Origin of the sequence: Mucilaginibacter achroorhodeus (assembly GCF_007846095.1) — a bacterium.
Classification (GTDB): Bacteria; Bacteroidota; Bacteroidia; order Sphingobacteriales; family Sphingobacteriaceae; genus Mucilaginibacter; species Mucilaginibacter achroorhodeus.
In genome coordinates, this window is record NZ_VOEI01000007.1 from 171,368 (window position 1) to 192,653 (window position 21,286).

Consider the following 21,286-nt stretch of genomic DNA (forward strand, 5'->3'; position numbering starts at 1 on the left):
TTTACTAATAATTAGCAAGCACTCAACATCTATTTTAAATTGATGCTAACATCTTAATGTTAAGGAAATGTTATTAAAAATAGGCGATATCACCTTCCAATTTTAAACCTCAAAACTTATAAATCGCTGTTTTTCATCTTATTTTCACCGATTTCTGACACTCGTTTGACTATTTATACCCAATGGTCAAAATTAATTTATTGTTAATCAATCGATTGAATATTCGTGACAATAGGATGAAAATTCGAATGCTATTTGGTGCTTTACTTTGCCTCGTGCTAATGAAAAACAGCACACATTTAAATTAAATATGACCATGAAAAGTACATTAAAAATCGCAGCATTAGTTTTAGCATTTGCAGGTTTATCATACTCTGCCAAAGCACAAACTACAACAACAACTACTACTACAAATAATGGCGTTCGTTACAGCATCGGCGTTGAAACAGGCGTACCTATTGGCAATTTCAAAGACAGTCACAAATGGAACCTTGGCGGTTCGGTACAGGCTGATATCCCTGTAGCTCAACAATTATTTGTCACTGTTAACGCAGGCTTCAACAACTTCTTTGGCAAAACAATTGCAGGCGTTGATGTTCCTAACGTTCAGTTGATCCCGGTTAAAGCAGGTCTTAAATTCTTCCCGGTACAAAACTTCTACATCCAGGGTGAAGCAGGTGCAGCTTTCTTGTTGAACAAAGATTTCTACAATGACAAATCAACTGCATTTGTATGGGCTCCGCAAATCGGTGTTCAATTCCCGGTTAGTGCAAGTGGTAACTTTATTGATGCGGGTATCCGTTATGAATCAACCAGCAACTACGTAAGCAACTTTGATAGCAAAGTTAAATTCTTAGGCTTACGTTTAGCTTACGGCTTCTAAGCAAGATAAAAACCTACAAAAAACAACAATTGAATAAAAAAGGGAGACTTTAACAGTCTCCCTTTTTTATTTAGCGGCAAATTTTGTCTATAATTAAGCAAATAACAATATTTCTGATAATTTAGCGATTGTTTGCGGCATAAGCATGCAAACTACATTTACCGCCCCCAGATAGTACTGTATGAAGAAAATTCTCATCATTGACGATGAAGTGAACGTAGGGTTGTTGCTTTCAAAGTTTTTAACCCGCAATGGCTTCGAAGTGAGCACTGCAGCCAACGGCAGCGCAGGGATGGAATGCCTTAAGAAGGAAGAGTATGACCTTGTTCTTTGTGATTTCAGGCTGGAAGATACCGATGGCCGCGAAATGCTGAAAAGCATCAAGTCACTTTACCCCAAAACCGGCGTAATTATTATAACAGGCTATTCTGATATTAAAATGGCGGTTGAACTGATAAAGATGGGGGCGTATGATTATATCACCAAGCCACTTTATCCGGATGAGATTTTAAACACTATCACCAAGGCCATTGAAACCCAATACGCCTTACAGGAAATTGCGGCAAATGATTATAGCACACCTGCTAAAGTCACCAGTTCAAAAGAGATCAAAAAGCAGATCTTAACCGGCGAATTTGTGGTGGGTACCAGCAAAGCTTCAAAAGAGCTTTACAGGCAAATTGAGCTGGTTTCTCCAACAAATTACAGCGTTATCATCCTGGGCGAAAGCGGCACCGGTAAAGAATCGGTTGCTAAAAGTATACACATGAACAGCCAGCGGGCCAACCAACCCTTTGTGGCTATGGACTGCGGATCACTAACAAAAGAACTGGCTGCAAGTGAATTTTTTGGTCATGAAAAGGGATCTTTCACAGGCGCGTTGTATACCAAAATAGGCCATTTTGAAATGGCTAATGGCGGTACGCTTTTTTTGGATGAGGTAGGTAATCTTTCTTACGAGATACAGGCTGCTTTATTACGAACCGTACAGGAACGCAAAGTAAAACGCATAGGCAGCACCAAAGAGATAGACCTCGATGTACGTATCATTATAGCTACCAATGAAAACCTGCAGGAAGGCATAAATAAAGGCCGTTTCCGCGAGGACCTTTATCACCGCTTTAACGAGTTCAGCATTTACATGCCGCCGTTGCGGGAGCGTGGCAACGATATTATGATGCTGGCGGAACATTTCTTAAAAGTGGCCAACCAGGAGCTTGACCGAAACGTGAGCAGCTTCTCGCCTGATGTGATTGATTGTTTTATGAACTATCGCTGGCAAGGTAACATCCGTGAGTTAAAGAACGTAGTGAGGCGGGCAACTTTGCTTACAGAGGGTAATGAGATTACCATGAAAGTGTTGCCTTTAGAGATATCCAACTACAGGGTATCAGGTTTCGAACCGGCAATGTCGTCGTCTTCAGCATCAGCTATTTCAGCCGGTAGCGATGCAAAAGAACCAAAGCACGATCTTAAAAATGCCGCTCTTGGGGCCGAGCATGAAACTATTTTAAGAGTATTACGCGAAGTTAATTTCAATAAAACTAAAGCTGCCGAGATATTGAATATTGATCGCAAAACGCTATATAATAAGATGAAAGCCATTAATCTGAAATAGAATGGCGACAGAGGAGCAACAAAGCCTACAGGGCGACGGCGATTTTTTAAAGCTAAGGCACGATATACGTAACCAGCTATCCAACATACAATTGGCGTTAGCCGGGCTTGAGTTTGAGTGCGACCAAACCAATGAGGACCTTGCCCTTTATTTAAGCAGCATTGCAGAGTCTGCCAAAAGGATCGACAAGCTATTGGCCGATCACAAATAATATTAACACAAAGCGCTAAACTTTTCGGCGCTTTTTTGTTTTATAGCAAACACTAAACTTTACGGTGTAACGGGCCATGTCCATTTTCAATTATAAGCAGCGTAACAATATTATACTGGTAAGCATAATTGTGCTTGGCTGTTTCTTGCTATACGCATTAACCGAACTTTTCAGCTCGATACTTGGGGCCATTGTACTATTCACCATTTTCAGGCCTTTCTATTTATGGATGGTTGAGCGGCGCAGGTTTAACCGCGCGCTGGCAGCAACCATTATCATTGTATTATCCTTACTGGTTATCGTGATACCGTTCCTGTTCATCAGTATCATGGTTATCGGCAAAATATCCAGCATTAACAGGGAAACAATACCAATTGATAAGTGGACACAAAAGATAGACGCATTTACGGCGACCAACCTGGGCCAACCGCACTTTGCAGAAAATACACTGCAAAAGCTTGGAGCATACGCTGCCGACCTTTTCCCCTCGTTGTTAAGCAGTGCTGCCAGCATTGTACTTACTTTGTTGGTGATGTACTTTCTGTTATATTTTATGTTTGTGCAAATGCGCGAGTTTGAAATTGGCTTGTTAAAATATGCACCCTTTCGTGAGCAGCATGCTTTAAAGTTTGCTACAGAACTGCGTAATTCCACCTACTCAAATGTGTTAGGCCAGGGCATTATAGCCATTGTACAGGGCGCGCTGCTCGCTAACGGTTTCTGGCTTGCCAAAATACCTGATCCTATTTTCTGGGGTATAATCGGTGCGTTTATTTCGTTTCTCCCTGTTGTGGGTGCGCCTACATTATGTATCCCCGCATCTATCATCCTGTATGCCAATGGCGATAAGTGGCAGGGCGTGGCCTTGCTGCTATATGGCATCCTTTTCATCGGTAATGTGGATAACGTGCTACGCCTTATCATTAACCGCCGCATAGGTAATACGCACCCTATCATAACCGTTATTGGGGTGTTTATAGGTTTGCCTTTATTTGGTATACTTGGGTTAGTTTTTGGCCCGGTATTGTTATCATATTTCCTATTATTGTTAGAGATATATGAAACCAACAGGATGGCCGCAGACAGATTAGAGCGCATACGCGTTGGGCCTGATGCGCCTTAAGTGGCTGCCAAAAGACACTTATTTAATAATTAATAAAACAAATACTCAACTTAAAAATTTATACAATTATGAACGATAACGCAAAAGTGGCAGTTGCCCTGCTTGCCGGATTAGCCGCAGGCGCAGCATTAGGGATTTTATTTGCCCCTGACAGAGGTTCTGAAACCCGCGATAAACTATCTGAATCATTGGCTAACCTTGGCGATTCTATCAAGGAGACCGCCGCTGCAGAAATTGACAAACTTGTTGGCATGAAAGACAAGGTTGTAGAAAATATAATGAACAAAGTAAAGGGTGCTGAAGAAGAGTACCAGGACGATCTGGAACACGCATAATTAACCCCTGTGGCCAATACCACCAGGAGCTAAACAAAAACCATGGAACAAGCTAAAGAAAAAGAACAACACGAGCCGGTACGCCCTATAATTGACCAGTTAAAGGAGTATGCCGAAACCCGTTTTAAACTGATCAAATACGAGGTGATCGAGCGCAGCACTTCAATAGTTGCTGACATTATTACTGATATTGTGATCATCATACTTTGGTTGCTCGCTTTCCTTTTCCTGAGCTTTACACTTGCATTGTGGGTTAGCGACCTGTTGCATTCATACTGGCAAGGCTTTGGTTGTGTAACTGCGTTTTATGCCTTGCTGGCATTTATAATTATGGCGGCCAAGCGCACATTCGAGCGTCCGCTTATTAACATTATGGTTAGGAAGCTATTTAAGTAAGCGCATGGAAACACCTATCAGAGACATACAAGAATTAAAAAGCGAAATAGCGCGCTTAAAAAACCTGGAAGTAATACAAAGCGGAGCTTTAAAAGCGCGCTTCTCCGGCCCGGGAGCAATATTTTCAACCGTGCTATCATTATTTCCGGGCACATCATCAACTATTGATGGGGTAAAAAGCGCAGGTTTTTTTAAGCAGGATTTCCTGGGGCTTATATCAAGGTTCCTGTTGCCATTAACGCTTAACAAAACCTTGTTCCGCAAATCAAACTTCATTGTTAAAACCATAGTAGGCATTTTATCACAAAAAGCTTCGGGTTATATCAATGAGGAGTCGGTAACAAGTGTTTGGGATAAAGCAAAGGGCATTTTTAATAACCTGTTTAAAAAGAAAGAAAAACCTGTAAAAGTTAAAGTTGAGGTGATCAAACCGCAACCAATACTTCCGCAGGTGTAAGATACCGGTCCTGTTGCGAAACACAACCGTGAAAGGGATAAGCGCCATGCGTTTATCCCTTTAGCTTTTTAAGGAACTTGTGTAAGTATGGCTTCGTCCTTCTTTCTCCCAAATTTCATTATTTTTGCAGCCTGATGGGAAAAGACAAATTAAGGCGTTTTGCTGAAATTGAAACGTTTGATAACGTGGTACAACTGGAGGCCGGGCAACCTTACAAAGGTAAGTGGGCCATTGATTTCTTTAAGAATGAAAACCCGGTAGTACTTGAGCTGGCCTGTGGCAAAGGAGAATACACGGTTAACCTTGCCCAAATGTTCCCACAGAAAAATTTTATTGGTATTGACTATAAAGGCAACCGAATTTGGCGCGGTGCTAAAACAGCCATTGAAGACGGTGTGCCCAACGTGGGCTTTCTGCGCATACAAATAGAAAACCTTTTAGATTATTTTGCTCCTGGAGAAGTGGATGAAATATGGATCACCTTCCCCGATCCGCAGCCCCAGCTAAGCAGAGAAAAAAAGCGCTTAACATTTCCCCGTTTCCTGGAAAAATATAAGGAATTGTTGAAACCCGGCGGCTTTGTTAACCTTAAAACAGACAACGACGGCTTGCACGCTTACACGGTAGAAAAGATACTGGAATTGGGACTGAATATTGCGGCGAGAACAGAAGACCTTTATCATTCTCCATATGCTGATGAAGTGCTTTCTATAAAAACCTACTACGAGAAGAAATACCTGGCAAGCAATAAGAATATCAACTACGTTAAATTCTCTTTTTAACATGGCAGAGGACTACAACTTTTACGACAACGTTTATGATGTGGTTCGCCAGATACCTAAAGGGAGAGTAACCTCATACGGAGCTATCGCCTCCTATCTTGGCGCAAAAAGATCATCGAGGGTTGTTGGCTATGCCATGCAGGTAGCCGGTTCGGCAAACCCACCTGTACCGGCGCACCGGGTTGTAAACAGGAGTGGTCTTTTAACAGGCAAATTCCATTTTGGCGGCAATACTATGCAGGATCTGCTGGAAAGCGAAGGCGTGGAAGTAAAAGAAGACCAGGTGCAAAATTTTAAAGCACTATTTTGGGATCCGGCTATAGAATTGGAGCTTTAACTCCATCCCTGCTTTTATCATAGTCAGAAAACACTACTACGATAAACCAAAAGATCCCCAAGCCAAGATAATATCCCCGGGCGCGCTCATCATATTTAAAGATCGTGAAAGCGGCAACTACCATCCCAACACAAAGCAATAGCTCTATGATACCATGTACTTTTAATGGTATAGCCCTAAACATGCCGAAGCTATAATTGGTAACAATTGTGAGCAACATCTGCACCACCGCCAAAGTGTAAACCTGCGCACTGGTTTCGCTGGTCATGCTGAATGCCACTGGCGACATGAACAGGAAAATGATGAGCATATAGTCAATAATGCCGTGTAATTTGGGGGATATCAACTTCATTGTACGCGTTTTGCATACATACGCAGAAATCAGGCCATGCAGATTGTATTACTCATATTAGTTGTAATAACTCCATGCGGTTACCAAACGGATCAATAAAAGCAAACCGTTTGCGGCCGGGAATAACGGGTTCTTCAACTATTTCGATATTGTTTTCTTGTAATAGTTGGCGTGCAACATCAACATCCTCAACTTCAAAAGCGGTGTGCCTTATGCTGTGTGGCAAAGCAGGTTCAACACCGATGTGCAGTTGCACGTTGCCTATGTTAAACCAATAACCGGCTGATGAAAATAAGTGATCGGGGCGATCTATCAATTCCAGCCCTAAAATATCGGCATAAAATATTTTTGCTTCTTCCAACCTTTCGGGTGGTACACAAACGTGGAAGTGATCGAGGCGTTTAAATTGGACCATTATGCGTCGTGCTCTGCAAAAGTTAAAACGTAGTTGTTGTTATCAAGTATAGTAAACTCAGTTGCGCCATAAAAGGTCTTTTCGAGAGCTTTCAACACGGTAACTTTATTTTTTATTCTATCAAACAAAGCCTTGATATCTTTAACGCTGATGTAAAGCAACAATGAACCGCCATTGGTACGGGAAACGTGGGGCAGATTATCATCTGATTCATCAAGGCTTGCAAGTGTTTGGAACATAAAGGTAACTTTGCCATTTTTCATCATCGCCCAAACCATATGTTCTCCATCTTCGGGCACGGTCATTTCGGTTGTAAAGCCTAAAATTTTATAGAAATTAACAGTTTGTTTGATATCGGTAACGAAAATGTTGGGTGATAAAGATTCCATGATGTATTTAATTATGCAGTAAATTTATGATTTAAGCTATTGCAGCCAAATAAACATTTTTACTTTCGTATTTAGCATTTACTATACCGATAGCTATCGGCACAATCACTAATAAAATGGGACAATTAATAAACGATTTTGAAGCCTATCGTACCAAAATGAACGACAGGATAATGGAGACCGCCAATACCAACATCAAACGCTTTTTTGCGCTGGATACCACCACTTATGCCGATGGTGTCTTGGATGTAAAGACCAAGGAAATGCTGGGGCTGGTTGCCTCAATGGTTCTTCGCTGCGACGACTGTATCAAATATCACCTTGGCAAATGCCATGAAGCTGGGGTAAATAACGATGAAATGAACGAAGTATTCATGATAGCGAATCTTGTAGGCGGCTCAATTGTGATCCCTCACTACCGAAGAGCGGTTGAGTATTGGGATGAGTTAAATGGTTTATAACTTTCACTATGTCATTGCGAGCGATAGCGCGGACAACCGACCGTAGGGAGCTCATTGATACCATATTCTTAAAGGTATATACATCAATAATCTCAGCATATCTACTTGTACTCTGAGATTGCCACGTCGCTACGCTCTCGCAATGACATATAAATATATTGTATGTCAATTAAAGAACTAACCCGCTGCTCCTGGTGCGGTACCGACCCATTATACATGGAATACCATGACAAAGAATGGGGTAAAACCGTTCACGACGATAAAATATTCTTTGAGTTTCTAACCCTTGAGGCTGCGCAAGCAGGCCTAAGTTGGATCACCATATTGCGTAGGCGCGATAACTACAGGAAAGCTTTCGCCGGTTTCGATGTAAAAAAAGTTGCCGTCTTTACCGACAAGGATAAGGAACGTTTGCTCAATGATGCAGGCATAATCCGTAACCGGTTAAAGATCAGTTCGGCTATCCGCAACGCCCAGCTGTTCATCGATATACAGAAAGAGTTTGGCTCTTTTGATAAATACTTGTATAGTTTTATGCCTGATGGTAAACCTGTAACCGCCTATACCGGCCCTCATGTAAGCACGCCCGAGTCTGACGCCATTGCTAAAGACATGAAAAAGCGCGGCTTCAAATTCTTCGGCACCACCATCTGCTACGCCTTTATGCAGGCCACGGGCATGGTGAACGACCACGTGCCTGAGTGTAGCTTTAGATAATGAGAGCCATAATAAGCCCTCTTGTGTTAAGTGCCACGTCCGTGTAGTTGACTCACCCGGTCTACGCTACGCTGGACCACCCTCTCTGCTGCAAGCAGCAAAGAGGGTAAGAGAAAAATAGAAGCTAAAACAGCCCCCCTCTTTACGCTTGCGTAGAGAGGGGTGACGAAGCGTAGCGATGTCGGGGGGAGTCGATGTAAACGCGATTTCTACAACACGCTCTCAAATAATCTTGAACAAACCTGTGTTCAGCATTTCTTATTCGGTGTTCGATATTAATCCCATGAAATTGTACTTTTGATACATCGGCGAGATCGATCCAACAATCGGTGCATCCAGAAAATAATCATGAAAAAGCTATTCCTTTTAGACGGTATGGCCCTGATATACCGGGCCCATTTTGCGTTAAGTAAAAGTCCGCGTTTTACATCGGGCGGTTTAAACACCTCTGCTGTAATGGGTTTTACCAATACGTTGCTCGATGTTCTGAAAAAGGAAAAACCTACTCACATGGCGGTGGTATTTGACACCGATGCACCAACCGAGCGCCATACCGATTACGTTCATTATAAAGCGCACCGCGAAGCTATGCCCGAGGACCTGGCCAAAGCGATGCCGTATATATTTAACGTAGTGCTGGGTTTTAATATTCCACTGATCACTTCTGACGGTTACGAGGCCGACGACATCATAGGCACCCTTGCCAAAAAAGCTGAGGCTAAAGGCTACCAGGTATACTGTATGACGCCCGATAAGGATTTTGCGCAGCTTGTATCAGAGAACATCCGTATCTACAAACCGGCCCGTATGGGTAACGATATGGAGATATTGGGCGTTGAAGAAGTTTGTAAAAAATGGGAGGTTGAACGCGTAGAACAGGTTATAGATATCCTCGGCCTTTGGGGCGATGCAGTGGATAACATCCCCGGCATACCGGGCATTGGCGAGAAAACTGCGAAAGCACTGATCAAGCAATATGGCTCCATGGAGAACATTATTGCCCACAGCCATGAGTTGAAGGGTAAGTTGAAAGAGAACGTGGAAACTTACGCCGAGCAAGGTCTCCTTTCAAAAAAATTAGCAACTATTCTGTTAAACGTTCCTGTGGAACTAAATGAGGCAGGCCTGGAAATGTGCGCCCCAAGCAAAGACCTGCTGGAGCCGCTTTTTGCCGAGCTGGAGTTCCGTACGCTGGGCCGCCGGGTATTTGGCGACGATTTCAGTATTACCGAAACCCGTGCCGCATCCGTGCAAACCGATCTGTTTGGCAACCCCGTTGCTGGCGGCCGTACCCTGGAGGTCGAAGTTCAGGACATTTATGATCCGCCTGCACCGGTTGAGATCAAGAACATCAATACCATTGAGCACGAATACATTCTGGCCGATACGTTTGAAAAACGCGCCGAACTGATCGATATACTTAAAGCGCAAAAGCACATCTGTTTTGACACTGAAACCACAGGTACCGATGCCAACTTCTGCGAGTTGGTAGGCCTGTCGTTCGCAGTGAAACATCACCAGGCATGGTACGTGCCGGTACCTCATGATGAAGCCGAGGCCAAAAAAATAGTTGCTGAATTTAAACCTGTATTTGAGGATGCTAACATTGGCAAAACAGGCCAGAACCTCAAGTTCGACATCCTGATGCTAAAATGGTATGATGTGGAAATGAAGGGCGACCTCTTTGATACCATGATGGCGCATTACGTTATCGACCCTGATACCCGCCACAATATGGATATCCTGTCTGAAAATTATCTGAGCTACAAACCGGTTTCAATTACTGAGTTGATAGGTCCTAAAGGCAAAAACCAGGGCAACATGCGCGATGTGGAGATTGAAAAAATAAAAGATTACGCAGCCGAAGATGCCGATGTAACCCTGCAGCTCCGCACCGTTTTTGAGCCGAAGATAAAAGAAGTGGAGGCCGAAAAACTGCTTCACCAAATAGAGAACCCGCTTATTTACGTATTGGCCGATATAGAACACGAAGGCGTTAAAATTGATAACGATACACTGCGCGAATTCTCCAAAGAACTGGAAACCGATATAGCCAAACTGGAAAAAACAGTGTATGAAAAGGCTGGCGTGCGTTTCAACATTGCATCGCCAAAGCAATTGGGCGAGGTATTGTTTGAAAAGCTGATGCTTGATCCCAAAGCCAAGAAAACCAAAACCGGTCAGTACCAAACCGGCGAAGATGTGCTTTTAGCCTTAGCTGCAAAGAGCGACATTGTAAGAGATATATTAGATTTCCGCCAGTTGCAAAAGCTGAAATCAACATATGTAGACGCGCTGCCAACTATGGTGAATGCCAAAACTGGTCGTGTGCATACCTCATATAACCAAGCTGTGGCCGCAACCGGCAGGTTAAGTTCAACTAATCCTAACCTGCAGAACATACCTATCCGCACTGAGCGTGGCCGCGAGGTGCGCAAGGCCTTTATCCCAAGAGATGAGAACCACATCATCGTATCTGCAGATTATTCGCAGATAGAGCTGCGCATCATTGCCGAGATAAGCAGGGACCCTAACATGCGCCAGGCTTTTATCGATAATGTGGATATCCACACCGCTACTGCCGCCAAAGTTTATGGCGTGGCTTTAGAGAAAGTGGATAGCACGCAGCGCCGCAACGCCAAAGCCGTTAACTTCGGTATTATTTACGGGCAGTCGGCATTTGGTCTATCGCAAAACCTGGGCATCCCGCGTAAGGAGGCTGCCGATATCATCGAACAGTATTTTGCGCAATACCCGGGCATTAAACAGTACATGAGCGATACCATGAATTTTGCCCGGGAGAATGGTTACGTAACCACCCTGATGGGCCGCCGCCGTTACCTGAGGGATATTAATTCGGCCAATGCAACAGTACGTGGCTTTGCAGAACGAAATGCCATCAACGCACCGATACAAGGCTCTGCAGCGGATATGATCAAGATAGCCATGATCAACATTCATCGCGAAATGAAGGCCAAAAACCTGCAATCAAAAATGACCATGCAGGTGCATGATGAGTTGGTGTTTGATGTTGTAAAAAGCGAGCTGGAGATCATGAAACCCATCATCACCGAAAACATGAAGAACGCCATCAAAACCGAAGTACCGATTATGGTGGAGATAGGTACGGGGTTAAATTGGCTGGAAGCGCATTAATTTTTCTGAGCAAAGTGATTAAGGGTTGCTCCTTACGGAGCAAAATTCGTTTCTTATATATTTCCTACAAAGCGGTAGTCCCTACGGGACAGATTTGGCAATGGGTGTAAGTAGATAATCAAGCTCAGAAAACTTATTGTCAGTCATATCTCGTTAGAGATTGCCACACCGCAATAAATGGATTTCTCTACAAAGCGGTAGTCTCTAAGGAACAGATTTGGCAAAGGGTATAAATAGCTGACCAAGCCTACCAAATCATTTGCTTGGCATACCTCATTAGAGGTTACCGCTTTGTAGCAAAAACAAATACATTAACTTTTGCCTCTTAGAGGCTACCCGCAACCAGTGAAATGCATTAGACAGTAATTTTTCAATTGCATTTCTTCCCAATTACCCCCAACTTCGCAGTCCTGGTATTTTGAAATTGCATCGGTGCAATCCTCAAATAATCGGCGAAATCACAAACCAAAATGGAATACAATATAAAAATAGCACAGGAACTTTCTGTTGGCAGCAAACAGGTAGCGGCAACAATTGCTCTGCTTGATGAAGGTGCAACGGTTCCCTTTATATCACGTTACCGTAAAGAACTTACCGGCAGTTTGGATGAGGTGCAGGTAGCCGACATCCGCGACCGCGTGCAACAACTGCGCGATCTGGATAAACGCCGCGAAGCCATCCTGAAATCACTGGCCGACCTTGGCAAACTTACGCCCGAGTTGGAGCAACAGATCAACGCTGCCGAAACCATGGTATTGTTAGAGGATATTTACCTGCCATATCGCCCTAAACGCAAAACCCGCGCAACCGCAGCCCGCGAAAAAGGCCTGCAGCCATTGGCAGATGCGATTTTGGCGCAAAAAACTTTCGACGTAGAAAATGAAGCTGCCAAATATATCGACGAAGAAAAAGGCGTGAAAGATGCCGCTGACGCTTTGGCCGGCGCCCGCGATATCATTGCCGAATACATCAGTGAGCATGCCGAAACACGATCCATGATGCGCCAGCTGTTTACAGAGAAAGGTGTATTTGAGTCAAAAGTTATACCGGGCAAAGAGGAAGCAGGCATCAAGTACAAAGACTATTTCGAGTGGACGGAGCCGGTTAAATCGGCGCCATCACACCGCGTATTAGCCATGCGCCGCGGCGAAAAGGAAGAGATCCTATGGCTGGATATCAAACCTACGGAAGAAGATGCCATTGACCTGTTAAAGCGCGAGTTCATCAGTGCCAACAACGCCGCTGCAGCACAAATGAAACTGGCTATCGCCGATGGTTACAAGCGTTTGCTTAAACCATCGATGGAGACTGAGATCCGCCTATTTACCAAAAAAAATGCAGACGAAGAAGCTATCCGTGTTTTTGCGGAGAACGCCCGCCAGTTATTGCTTGGTGCACCGCTTGGTCAAAAACGCATGATGGCTATCGACCCGGGCTTCCGTACGGGTTGTAAGGTAGTTTGTTTGGATGAGCAGGGGAAACTGTTAGAATACACAGCCATCTTCCCGCATACCGGTGCCGGCCAGGCCCGCGAGGCGGAGAAAACTGTTGAGCACCTGTTTAAAAAATACGATATAGAAGCCATTGCTATTGGTAATGGTACTGCCGGCCGCGAGACTGAGGTTTTTGTTCGCAAGCTGAACCTGCAGGGTGCAACCATCGTGATGGTGAACGAGAGCGGCGCTTCTATCTACTCGGCATCTGACGTGGCCCGCGAGGAATTTCCTGACCAGGATGTTACCGTGCGTGGTGCCGTATCTATCGGTCGCAGGCTGATGGATCCGCTGGCCGAGCTGGTAAAGATCGACCCGAAATCCATCGGCGTAGGCCAGTACCAGCATGATGTGGACCAAAACAAATTACAAACCTCACTGGACGATACCGTTATCAGCTGTGTGAACGCTGTAGGTGTCGAGCTGAATACGGCATCAAAACAGATCCTGGCGTACATCTCAGGCCTTGGGCCGCAACTGGCGCAAAACATTGTAGATTACCGTAACCAAAATGGTGCTTTTAAACAACGTAACCAGTTAAAGAAAGTGGCTCGTTTGGGCGATAAAGCATTTGAGCAAGCAGCAGGTTTCCTACGCATTCGCGGAGCGGAGAACCCGCTTGATGAAAGCGCCGTTCACCCCGAGCGTTATGCCCTGGTAGAACAAATGGCCGCCGACCTCAAATGCAGCGTACGCGACCTGATGCGCGACCAAAAGCTACGCGCTTCTATCCCTCTACAAAAATACATTTCGGATACCGTGGGCTTACCAACACTTAACGATATCATCGCCGAGCTGGCCAAACCCGGCCGCGACCCGCGCGAGCAGTTCGAGGCGTTTAGTTTTACGGATGGTGTAAATGATATTAATGATCTAAAAGTGGGCATGAAATTGCCGGGCATCGTAACCAACATCACTAATTTTGGTGCCTTTGTTGATATCGGCGTTCACCAGGATGGTTTGGTGCATTTGAGCCAGATAACAAATCGTTTTATAAAAGATCCAAATGAGGTTTTAAAAGTTCACCAACAGGTTGAAGTAACTGTTACCGAAGTTGATGTGAACCGCAAGCGCATTTCCCTCAGCATGAAGGAAAGCGAAAAGCGCGAACCGAATACCAATAGCCAGAATAATCGCCCTAAAGAGCACCGCCCAGCTAACAAGCCATTCAACCAGCGCCCTCAGCAAAGGCAGGAGCCGGAGACGGATATGGCTATTAAGTTAGCTGCGTTGAAGGGGAAGTTTAAATAATGGACGATTAATCAAATCATTACTGAGATGTAAGTTCATTGGGCTTCGCCTTCATCCAAATACCTGTTATCTATTTGCTTATTTGCCTTTGCACCTAATTTTTTGATTTTCTCGGCCGTGACGGTAAGGTTCCCGGTACCATCAGTTAGTTTGTTAAAAGCATTGGCGTATGCGGTTTGCGTTTGGCCAATGTTTTTGCCAATGCTTTCCATGTCGCTCACAAAGCCAACAAACTTATCGTACATGGTGCCGCTAAGGCGGGCTATCTCCATAACGTTACGGTTTTGGCGTTCCTGTTTCCACATGCTGGCAATAGTGCGCAAGGTTGCAAGAAGCGTGCTCGGGCTAACAATAACTACCCGTTTTTCCCAGGCATCGCTAAACAACTCGGCATCCAGCTGTACGGCAAAACTGAACGATGATTCTATTGGCACAAACAACAGGACAAAATCAGGCGAGTTTACCTGGTGCAGATCGTGGTAGTTCTTTGATGAAAGGTTGTGCACATGCCCGCGGATGGATTCGACATGGCCTTTTGAGTATAACTTACGCTCTTCTTCGGTTTCGGCATTCACCAGGCGCTCATAAGCTATCAATGACACCTTTGAATCTATTATCAGGTGCTTATTGTCCGGAAGATCAATGATCACGTCGGGCTGGAAGCGGCCTCCGTCGGTACTGTTCAAACTGGCTTGTATACGATACTCGCGGTCGCGCAGCAAACCGCTTCTTTCCAAAACTTTTTCCAGTATCACCTCGCCCCAGTTGCCTTGCTTTTTGTTGTCGCCCTTTAGCGCCCTCGTTAAATTTGATGCCTCTGCGCTAATGGTCTGGTTCAGTTCCATCAACTGCGTAATAACACCTTTTAAGGTATTACGCTCGGCAGCTTCCATGTTGTAAACCTTATCTACCTTCTCCTCAAATTGTTTGATATTGTCCTTAAGCGGATTAAGTAAAGCATGAATACTGTTTTTGTTTAAATCTGTAAATTCGCGCGATTTTTCTTTCAGCAATTTCTCGGCTATGTTCTCAAACTCGCGTTGAAAATGGAGACGGGTATTTTCAATCTCCTGCTTTTGTTCGGAAAGTTTCTCCTGTTGAGCCTTAAAGTAAGAACGGGACGACTCTAAAGACTGGTTAACCTGTGCCAGCTGAGAGCGCTCGTATGAAAGTTCATCCAAAAGTCTGGTTTGGGCATCCTTAAAATGCGCCACTATGTTTTCCTTTTCGGCCGATACGTTGCTCGCTTTTTCTTCCGCCCGGGCAAGGGCAATTTTCAGTTGCTCAATTTCTGCGCGTGACCGGTCGGCATCTGCCAAAGGTATACCGGCGGTTGCCCCTTTCTTAAAAACAAAGGTTAATATCGCTCCAGCCAGCAACCCGCAAACGGCATAAATCACCTCATTCATTCTGATAATATTTTTAGCAAAACGAATGTAGGTAATTTATAATTGCTAAAAAAGCAGGCTAATGGGTTTTCACCGTGTCTTTAGGCATATTGGTTGTGCCTGCGCCATTACCTGTAGAATCTTTACCACCGGTTTCAACAGGCGTTGCAGGTAATTTTCCGGTGTCGGTAGGAGATTGGTTGCCAACATGTTCTTGTCCGCTATCTGCAGCACTTGTGTCTGATGCTGATTTTGAACCGTTCCCTTTGCATGCAGCAAGGCTTACCATACCTGCAATACAGAAATATAAAATACGCTTTTTCATCATCCTATTTTTTGGTTGTGTCTACTGTAGGGTTAGTAACACCTTTACCCGTGGTACTGGTATCGGTACCAGATGTGCCTGCCGGTGTAGGAGAACTGGTGCCTGATTGGCCGGCGCTATCAGGTGTCGCCCCTGAACTGCCAACGTTGGTAGCGCCAGAATCAGCCTTTGCGCCGCCGGTTTGCCCGGTTGAGTTTCCTTTGCAAGCCGCCAGTGAAGTAACTGCCAACACCGCTAAATATATAAACAGCTTTCTCATGCTCTAACTTATTAGTAATTATAGTACAAACAGTTACGGGGCATGTTTTAATTAAAATGAAAGTTATGGATCGCTGAAGCAAACGCGTCTTTTATCGCTAAGCGGCAGAGGCATAAGATGAAATAAAAAAGTCCCGACTGTTTGCCGGGACTTTCATTATTACTTTGCTCAGATTATTACGCTTTCACTCGCTCTACGTAAGAACCGGTAGCGGTATCAACCTTTACTTTATCACCAATATTGATGAACAACGGAACGCGGATCTCAGCACCAGTTTCAACTGTTGCCATTTTCAAAGCGCCGCTTGAGGTGTCGCCTTTTACAGCGGGTTCAGTGTAGGTGATCTCTAGCTCAGCCGAATTTGGTATCTGGCCCATAATAGGTTCATCACTTTCAAAGGCAACAATCACGTTCATTCCTTCTTTCAGGAACTTAACGGCAGGCCCAAAAAGCGCTTTGGGTACATTATGCTGATCGTACGAGGTGTTGTCCATTATCACTAATGAATCGCCATCTTCATACAGGTATTGATAATCATTGGTTTCAACACGGGCAATATCTACCTCTTCGTCGGTACGGAAACGGTACTCAACCAATTTACCGGTTTTTACGTTACGCATACGTGCTTGGTAAAAAGCGCGAAGGTTACCCGGTGTGCGGTGTATAAATTCTTCTACCTGTACCAGCTCGCCATTAAAGCGCAGAATATTACCATTTTTTACATCAGATGCTTTAGCCATATAACTTATTATAATTGAGGGGCAAAATTAGGTAAATCTTTTAAATTAAGACAGATGGATTTCAAAGATTACTCATTTGCAGCTTCACCTCAAAAAGTTGTAACCTAATTTAAGTGCCGCCGTATAATGCAATAATCCCCCTCTAACAATAACATAGTACTTATCACAAATTAACATGCCTGTTGAGGTTGCTACATATAATGCTGAACTGTTTTTTGAACTTTCTGCCGATCTGCTTTGCATTGCCGGATACGACGGATATTTCAAAAAGGTGAATCCTGCTGTTGTAAGCACACTTGGTTTTAGTGAACAGGAGCTACTCTCAAAGCCTGTTAATGAATTTGTACACCCGCAAGACCAGCACTTGACACAACAACATCGTGTTAACCTGCATAACCGAATCCCCCTTCTAAATTTTGAAAACCGTTATCTCACCAAAAGTGGAGATACGGTTTGGTTGTCATGGACGTCAATACCCGATGATGACACGCAAACGGTTTATGCCATTGCAAAAAATATTACGCATAAAAAGAAAATTGAAGAAGAACGCAACGGCCTTATCAAAGATCTGACCACCTTAAACCAGGATCTAAGGCAGCTAACGTATGCAACATCACACAACATGCGATCACCGGTTAATAACCTTATTGCCATATTCAGCATGCTCGACAGGTCAAAGATACGGGACACAGAAACCCTGGAATTTATTGATGTGATGCAATCTGCCGTGGGCAATCTTCGCGAGATGCTTAATGGTTATGTTGATGGGTTGAAAGGGCAATCAACTTTAATTACCAGCAAAACACAAGTTTGTTTAACTGATATTATAGACTCGGTAATGTTATCTATCAGCTCGTTGATCAGTGCATCAGGTACAACTATCGTTTCAGATTTTACCATGTGGGATACGGTTGAGTTTAATGAGTGTTATATGGAGAGCATCTTCCTAAACCTCATGACCAATTCAATTAAATACGCTAAGCCTGGTTTAAAAGCCGAGATAAGGATAAGAACGGACATAGTGAATGGCGTTAAACAGTTGTTATTTGAAGACAACGGTATCGGGTTTGATCTTCCTGCCATTGGAAGTAAGCTGTTTGGGCTTAACCAGCAGTTTCATCAAAACGATGACAGTAAGGGCATAGGCTTGTATTTGGTTCATAGCCACATTACCAGTTTAGGTGGCAGCATTACCCTGGATAGCCAGCCGAGCAAAGGCGCAACATTTACACTGTCTTTCCGGGGGTAGTTATAATCCTTCTATCAACTTTCCTTTCGAATTTATTGTTCGCTTTTCAACAAGGTTGCAAAGCGCTATATCTTACCTTTCCAACTGTAACAGCCAATCTACATAAATGGCAAACAAGAGCTACTTTTGATTAAATTATAGCAGAATTTTAAACTTATTTTTAAGATTATCTGTTTGTTCATTTGGGGAAATGTTTAGTACCTTAACCCCTATATCCACCCAAATGAGAATATTCCATTTAAGTGCCGAGTGTTATCCTGTTGCCAAAGTTGGCGGCCTTGCCGATGTTGTTGGTGCGCTGCCAAAGCACCAGAACCAGGCAGGTTTGCAGGCGGCAGTTGTGATGCCTTTTTACAATCGCAAATTTGTGCACGAAAGCCAGTTTGATATTGTTTTTCAGGGAACATCGTTACTTGGCACACGCCGGATCTATTTTGAGATTTTAAAAGAACAAAGCGATAAACTTGGTTTTGAACTATACCTGATAAAAATACCGGGATTGTTAGACCGGGAGAATGTTTACAGCTACCCCGACGAGCGCGACCAGTTCCTGGCCTTTCAGCTTTGCTTTTTAGATTGGATAAACTGGAGCGGCCAAAAGCCTGATATAGTACATTGCCATGATCATCATTCAGGGTTAATACCGTTTATGATGTACCATTCGGCGTTATACACAAGCCTGGCCCATATCCCTACAGTGTTCACTATCCATAACGGACAGTACCATGGCGCTTTTGGCTGGGATAGATTGGAGCTTTTACCCGAAGTTGACTTTTATAAGACCGGCCTGCTTGAATGGGCTGGCGGTATCAATCCGCTGGCATCAGCCGTTAAATGCTGCTGGAAGTATACCACTGTTTCCCCAAGTTATTTATACGAGCTTACCAAAAGCAGCAATGGGCTGGAGTATTTATTTTATATAGAAGGGCAAAAAGGTGTAGGCATATTAAACGGTATAGATACCGAAGTTTGGAACCCTGCTACTGATCCAATGCTGCCTTCACATTATAATGCAACTACGGTTACTAAGGGTAAAGCCGCTAATAAAGCCGCTTTGTGCCAGCGTTTTGAAATTGACAAAGCGAAACCTTTGGTAGCTTTTATAGGCCGTTTGGTTGATGAAAAAGGCTCAGACCTTTTACCGGCCGCTATTGAAAGAAGTATTGAAGAACACGGCGATACAGTTAACTTTTTAGTTTTAGGTACCGGCGATGCAGAAACCGAGGAGGGTTTGAAGCAATTAAAGGAAACCTATCCGGCACAGTGTGCAATTTTCATTGGTTATGATGAATCACTGGCGCACCTGGTATATGCAGGTTCAGATTTTTTACTGATGCCATCTCGTGTAGAGCCCTGCGGCTTAAACCAAATGTATGCAATGCGTTACGGCACGTTACCAATGGTGCGCAGCACCGGGGGCTTGCGCGATACCGTTATAGATTTTGGCGATGAGGGCGGTTACGGCATACGTTTTGACCAGGTAAGCGTAGATGACATCTGCTCATCAATAAACCGGGCAATAGATTTATATAAAGATAGCCGTAAATTGCAAACACTGCGTAAGCGGATGATGGCATTGGATTTTTCGTGGGGACGTTCGGCAAAAGAATACACAGATCTGTACCAAAGTTTAATTTCTTAAGATATGACATCGAAAGTAATCAGTATTGTACTTGGAGGCGGGCAGGGCAGCCGCTTAGCACCTCTAACCCAAACCCGTTCTAAACCCGCTGTACCCATTGCCGGTAAATATCGTTTGGTGGATATTCCTATCTCTAACTGCCTGCACTCGGGTATTGACAGGATATTCGTGCTAACGCAGTTTAACTCGGCATCGCTAAATAAGCACATCAAAAACACCTATCACTTTAGCACTTTCAGTAAGGCTTTTGTTGATATTTTGGCGGCCGAGCAAACGCCAACAAGCGGGCATTGGTTCCAGGGTACGGCAGATGCGGTTAGGCAAAGCCTTCACCACCTTAACGTACACGATTTTGAGTATGTGCTGATCCTATCAGGCGACCAGTTGTATCAGATGGATTTCCATGAAATGATACAGCAGCATATCGAAAAGGAAGCAGACATCTCTATTGCAACTATCCCGGTACACGCCAATGATGTTCCCGGCTTTGGTATCTTAAAAACGGATGAGAACAGCCTGATCACTTCTTTTGTTGAAAAGCCTAAAACAGATTTTGAAGACCTTGTATCAGAAGTGAGTGATGAGATGAAGGCGCAAGGGCGTTTATACCTTGCATCAATGGGTATCTACATCTTTAATAAAAAGCTTTTATACGAACTGTTAGAAAGCACAGAAGAAACTGACTTTGGTAAAGAGATCATCCCGCAGTCTATAGTAGGGCATAAAGTAGTAAGCTACCAATACGAAGGTTACTGGACAGATATTGGTACCATACCATCTTTCTTTGATGCCAACCTTGGCCTTACTGATGATATTCCGCAGTTTAACCTGTTTAACAGCAACCAGATATTTACCCGTGCACGTATGTTGCCGCCAACTAAAATATCGGGCACCACTATGGAAAAATCTATTATTGCCGATGGTTGTATCATTAACGCAAGCCTGGTTAAACGTTCTATAATAGGTATCCGTACCCGTATAGGCTTTAATTCGCAGATAGAGAATTGTTATGTGATGGGTAGCGACAGCTATCAAAACCTTGATGAGATAGAACTATCCAAACAAAATGGTACGCCGGCAATGGGTATTGGCGACAGGTGCTGTATAAAAAATGCCATCATAGATAAAAATACCTACATAGGCGACAACGTGACCATTAATTGCGGCAGCAAGCTACCAGATGGCGATTACCCAACGTATACTGTTGTAGACGGGATAGTTATTATAAAGAAGCGTGCTGTTATACCAAATGGCACAGTAATTTAACATAAATTTAATTAATAAGACAGAACACTAAATGCTGGTTA

General features: G+C 43.9%; 23 protein-coding genes. 16 read left to right on the top strand and 7 right to left on the bottom strand.

The window, feature by feature from the left end:
* The first annotated feature begins 316 nt into the window (after positions 1-316).
* The 9 genes from FPZ42_RS17320 (at position 317) to FPZ42_RS17360 (ending at position 6,142) form a co-directional block, all read left to right on the top strand.
* Positions 317-883, top strand: a complete 567-nt coding sequence (locus FPZ42_RS17320) for a hypothetical protein (RefSeq protein ID WP_146273121.1) — start codon at positions 317-319, stop codon at positions 881-883.
* Positions 884-1,064: 181 nt separating this feature from the next.
* Positions 1,065-2,501, top strand: coding sequence for a sigma-54-dependent transcriptional regulator (locus FPZ42_RS17325; protein WP_146273122.1), 1,437 nt, complete (start codon positions 1,065-1,067; stop codon positions 2,499-2,501).
* A gap of 1 nt (position 2,502) precedes the next feature.
* Entirely contained in the window at positions 2,503-2,712 is a 210-nt protein-coding gene (locus FPZ42_RS17330) for a histidine kinase dimerization/phospho-acceptor domain-containing protein (protein ID WP_146273123.1), read from the top strand.
* A gap of 76 nt (positions 2,713-2,788) precedes the next feature.
* Entirely contained in the window at positions 2,789-3,835 is a 1,047-nt protein-coding gene (locus FPZ42_RS17335; RefSeq protein WP_146273124.1) for an AI-2E family transporter, read from the top strand.
* A 68-nt stretch (positions 3,836-3,903) separates the two neighbouring features.
* Entirely contained in the window at positions 3,904-4,170 is a 267-nt protein-coding gene (locus FPZ42_RS17340) for a YtxH domain-containing protein (protein WP_146273125.1), read from the top strand.
* 42 nt (positions 4,171-4,212) lie between these two features.
* Positions 4,213-4,566, top strand: a complete 354-nt coding sequence (locus tag FPZ42_RS17345; protein WP_146273126.1) for a phage holin family protein — start codon at positions 4,213-4,215, stop codon at positions 4,564-4,566.
* Positions 4,567-4,570: 4 nt separating this feature from the next.
* Positions 4,571-5,023, top strand: a complete 453-nt coding sequence (locus tag FPZ42_RS17350; protein ID WP_146273127.1) for a hypothetical protein — start codon at positions 4,571-4,573, stop codon at positions 5,021-5,023.
* A gap of 134 nt (positions 5,024-5,157) precedes the next feature.
* A complete protein-coding gene (gene trmB / locus FPZ42_RS17355; RefSeq protein ID WP_146273128.1) occupies positions 5,158-5,805 on the top strand; it encodes a tRNA (guanosine(46)-N7)-methyltransferase TrmB in 648 nt (215 codons plus the stop codon).
* A gap of 1 nt (position 5,806) precedes the next feature.
* Positions 5,807-6,142, top strand: coding sequence for an MGMT family protein (locus FPZ42_RS17360; protein WP_146273129.1), 336 nt, complete (start codon positions 5,807-5,809; stop codon positions 6,140-6,142).
* Here the strand turns inward: FPZ42_RS17360 and FPZ42_RS17365 are convergent.
* From FPZ42_RS17365 to FPZ42_RS17375, 3 genes are read right to left on the bottom strand one after another with little or no spacing between them, the layout of a single operon-like run.
* Positions 6,123-6,494 (bottom strand): hypothetical protein, encoded by a 372-nt coding sequence (locus tag FPZ42_RS17365; RefSeq protein WP_146273130.1) that lies wholly within the window; start codon positions 6,492-6,494, stop codon positions 6,123-6,125. The genes FPZ42_RS17360 and FPZ42_RS17365 overlap by 20 nt on opposite strands.
* A gap of 52 nt (positions 6,495-6,546) precedes the next feature.
* On the bottom strand, positions 6,547-6,909 hold the full coding sequence (locus FPZ42_RS17370; RefSeq protein ID WP_146273131.1) for a VOC family protein: 363 nt from the start codon (positions 6,907-6,909) through the stop codon (positions 6,547-6,549).
* A complete protein-coding gene (locus FPZ42_RS17375) occupies positions 6,909-7,298 on the bottom strand; it encodes a VOC family protein (protein ID WP_146273132.1) in 390 nt (129 codons plus the stop codon). The genes FPZ42_RS17370 and FPZ42_RS17375 overlap by 1 nt, the downstream gene beginning before the upstream one ends.
* Positions 7,299-7,414: 116 nt before the next feature.
* On the opposite strand from FPZ42_RS17375, the gene FPZ42_RS17380 reads away from it, so the two are divergent.
* The 4 genes from FPZ42_RS17380 (at position 7,415) to FPZ42_RS17395 (ending at position 14,376) form a co-directional block, all read left to right on the top strand.
* Positions 7,415-7,759: a carboxymuconolactone decarboxylase family protein gene (locus FPZ42_RS17380; protein ID WP_146273133.1), complete on the top strand. Its 345-nt coding sequence runs from the start codon at positions 7,415-7,417 to the stop codon at positions 7,757-7,759.
* 162 nt (positions 7,760-7,921) lie between these two features.
* Positions 7,922-8,476 carry a DNA-3-methyladenine glycosylase I gene (locus tag FPZ42_RS17385; protein ID WP_146273134.1) on the top strand — a complete coding sequence of 185 codons (555 nt, stop codon included), beginning with the start codon at positions 7,922-7,924 and terminating at the stop codon, positions 8,474-8,476.
* A 348-nt stretch (positions 8,477-8,824) separates the two neighbouring features.
* Positions 8,825-11,632: a DNA polymerase I gene (gene polA, locus FPZ42_RS17390; RefSeq protein ID WP_146273135.1), complete on the top strand. Its 2,808-nt coding sequence runs from the start codon at positions 8,825-8,827 to the stop codon at positions 11,630-11,632.
* A gap of 470 nt (positions 11,633-12,102) precedes the next feature.
* Positions 12,103-14,376: a Tex family protein gene (locus FPZ42_RS17395; RefSeq protein ID WP_146273136.1), complete on the top strand. Its 2,274-nt coding sequence runs from the start codon at positions 12,103-12,105 to the stop codon at positions 14,374-14,376.
* Between the two features lie 35 nt (positions 14,377-14,411).
* On the opposite strand, the gene rmuC is transcribed toward FPZ42_RS17395, so the two are convergent.
* The 4 genes from rmuC to efp all read right to left on the bottom strand — a co-directional run bounded on the left by rmuC (position 14,412) and on the right by efp (position 17,088).
* Positions 14,412-15,785: a DNA recombination protein RmuC gene (rmuC, locus tag FPZ42_RS17400; protein ID WP_146273137.1), complete on the bottom strand. Its 1,374-nt coding sequence runs from the start codon at positions 15,783-15,785 to the stop codon at positions 14,412-14,414.
* Between the two features lie 58 nt (positions 15,786-15,843).
* Positions 15,844-16,089, bottom strand: coding sequence for a hypothetical protein (locus FPZ42_RS17405; protein ID WP_146273138.1), 246 nt, complete (start codon positions 16,087-16,089; stop codon positions 15,844-15,846).
* A 4-nt stretch (positions 16,090-16,093) separates the two neighbouring features.
* The gene (locus FPZ42_RS17410) at positions 16,094-16,348 is read right to left on the bottom strand and encodes a hypothetical protein (RefSeq protein ID WP_146273139.1); all 255 of its coding nucleotides are present in this window, start codon (positions 16,346-16,348) and stop codon (positions 16,094-16,096) included.
* Positions 16,349-16,524: 176 nt separating this feature from the next.
* Positions 16,525-17,088 (bottom strand): elongation factor P, encoded by a 564-nt coding sequence (efp, locus tag FPZ42_RS17415; RefSeq protein ID WP_146273140.1) that lies wholly within the window; start codon positions 17,086-17,088, stop codon positions 16,525-16,527.
* Between the two features lie 175 nt (positions 17,089-17,263).
* On the opposite strand from efp, the gene FPZ42_RS17420 reads away from it, so the two are divergent.
* The 3 genes from FPZ42_RS17420 to FPZ42_RS17430 all read left to right on the top strand — a co-directional run bounded on the left by FPZ42_RS17420 (position 17,264) and on the right by FPZ42_RS17430 (position 21,245).
* Entirely contained in the window at positions 17,264-18,337 is a 1,074-nt protein-coding gene (locus FPZ42_RS17420) for a sensor histidine kinase (RefSeq protein WP_146273141.1), read from the top strand.
* Positions 18,338-18,560: 223 nt separating this feature from the next.
* Positions 18,561-19,979: a glycogen synthase gene (locus tag FPZ42_RS17425; protein WP_146273142.1), complete on the top strand. Its 1,419-nt coding sequence runs from the start codon at positions 18,561-18,563 to the stop codon at positions 19,977-19,979.
* A gap of 3 nt (positions 19,980-19,982) precedes the next feature.
* Positions 19,983-21,245 carry a glucose-1-phosphate adenylyltransferase gene (locus FPZ42_RS17430; RefSeq protein ID WP_146273143.1) on the top strand — a complete coding sequence of 421 codons (1,263 nt, stop codon included), beginning with the start codon at positions 19,983-19,985 and terminating at the stop codon, positions 21,243-21,245.
* Positions 21,246-21,286: the final 41 nt, after the last annotated feature.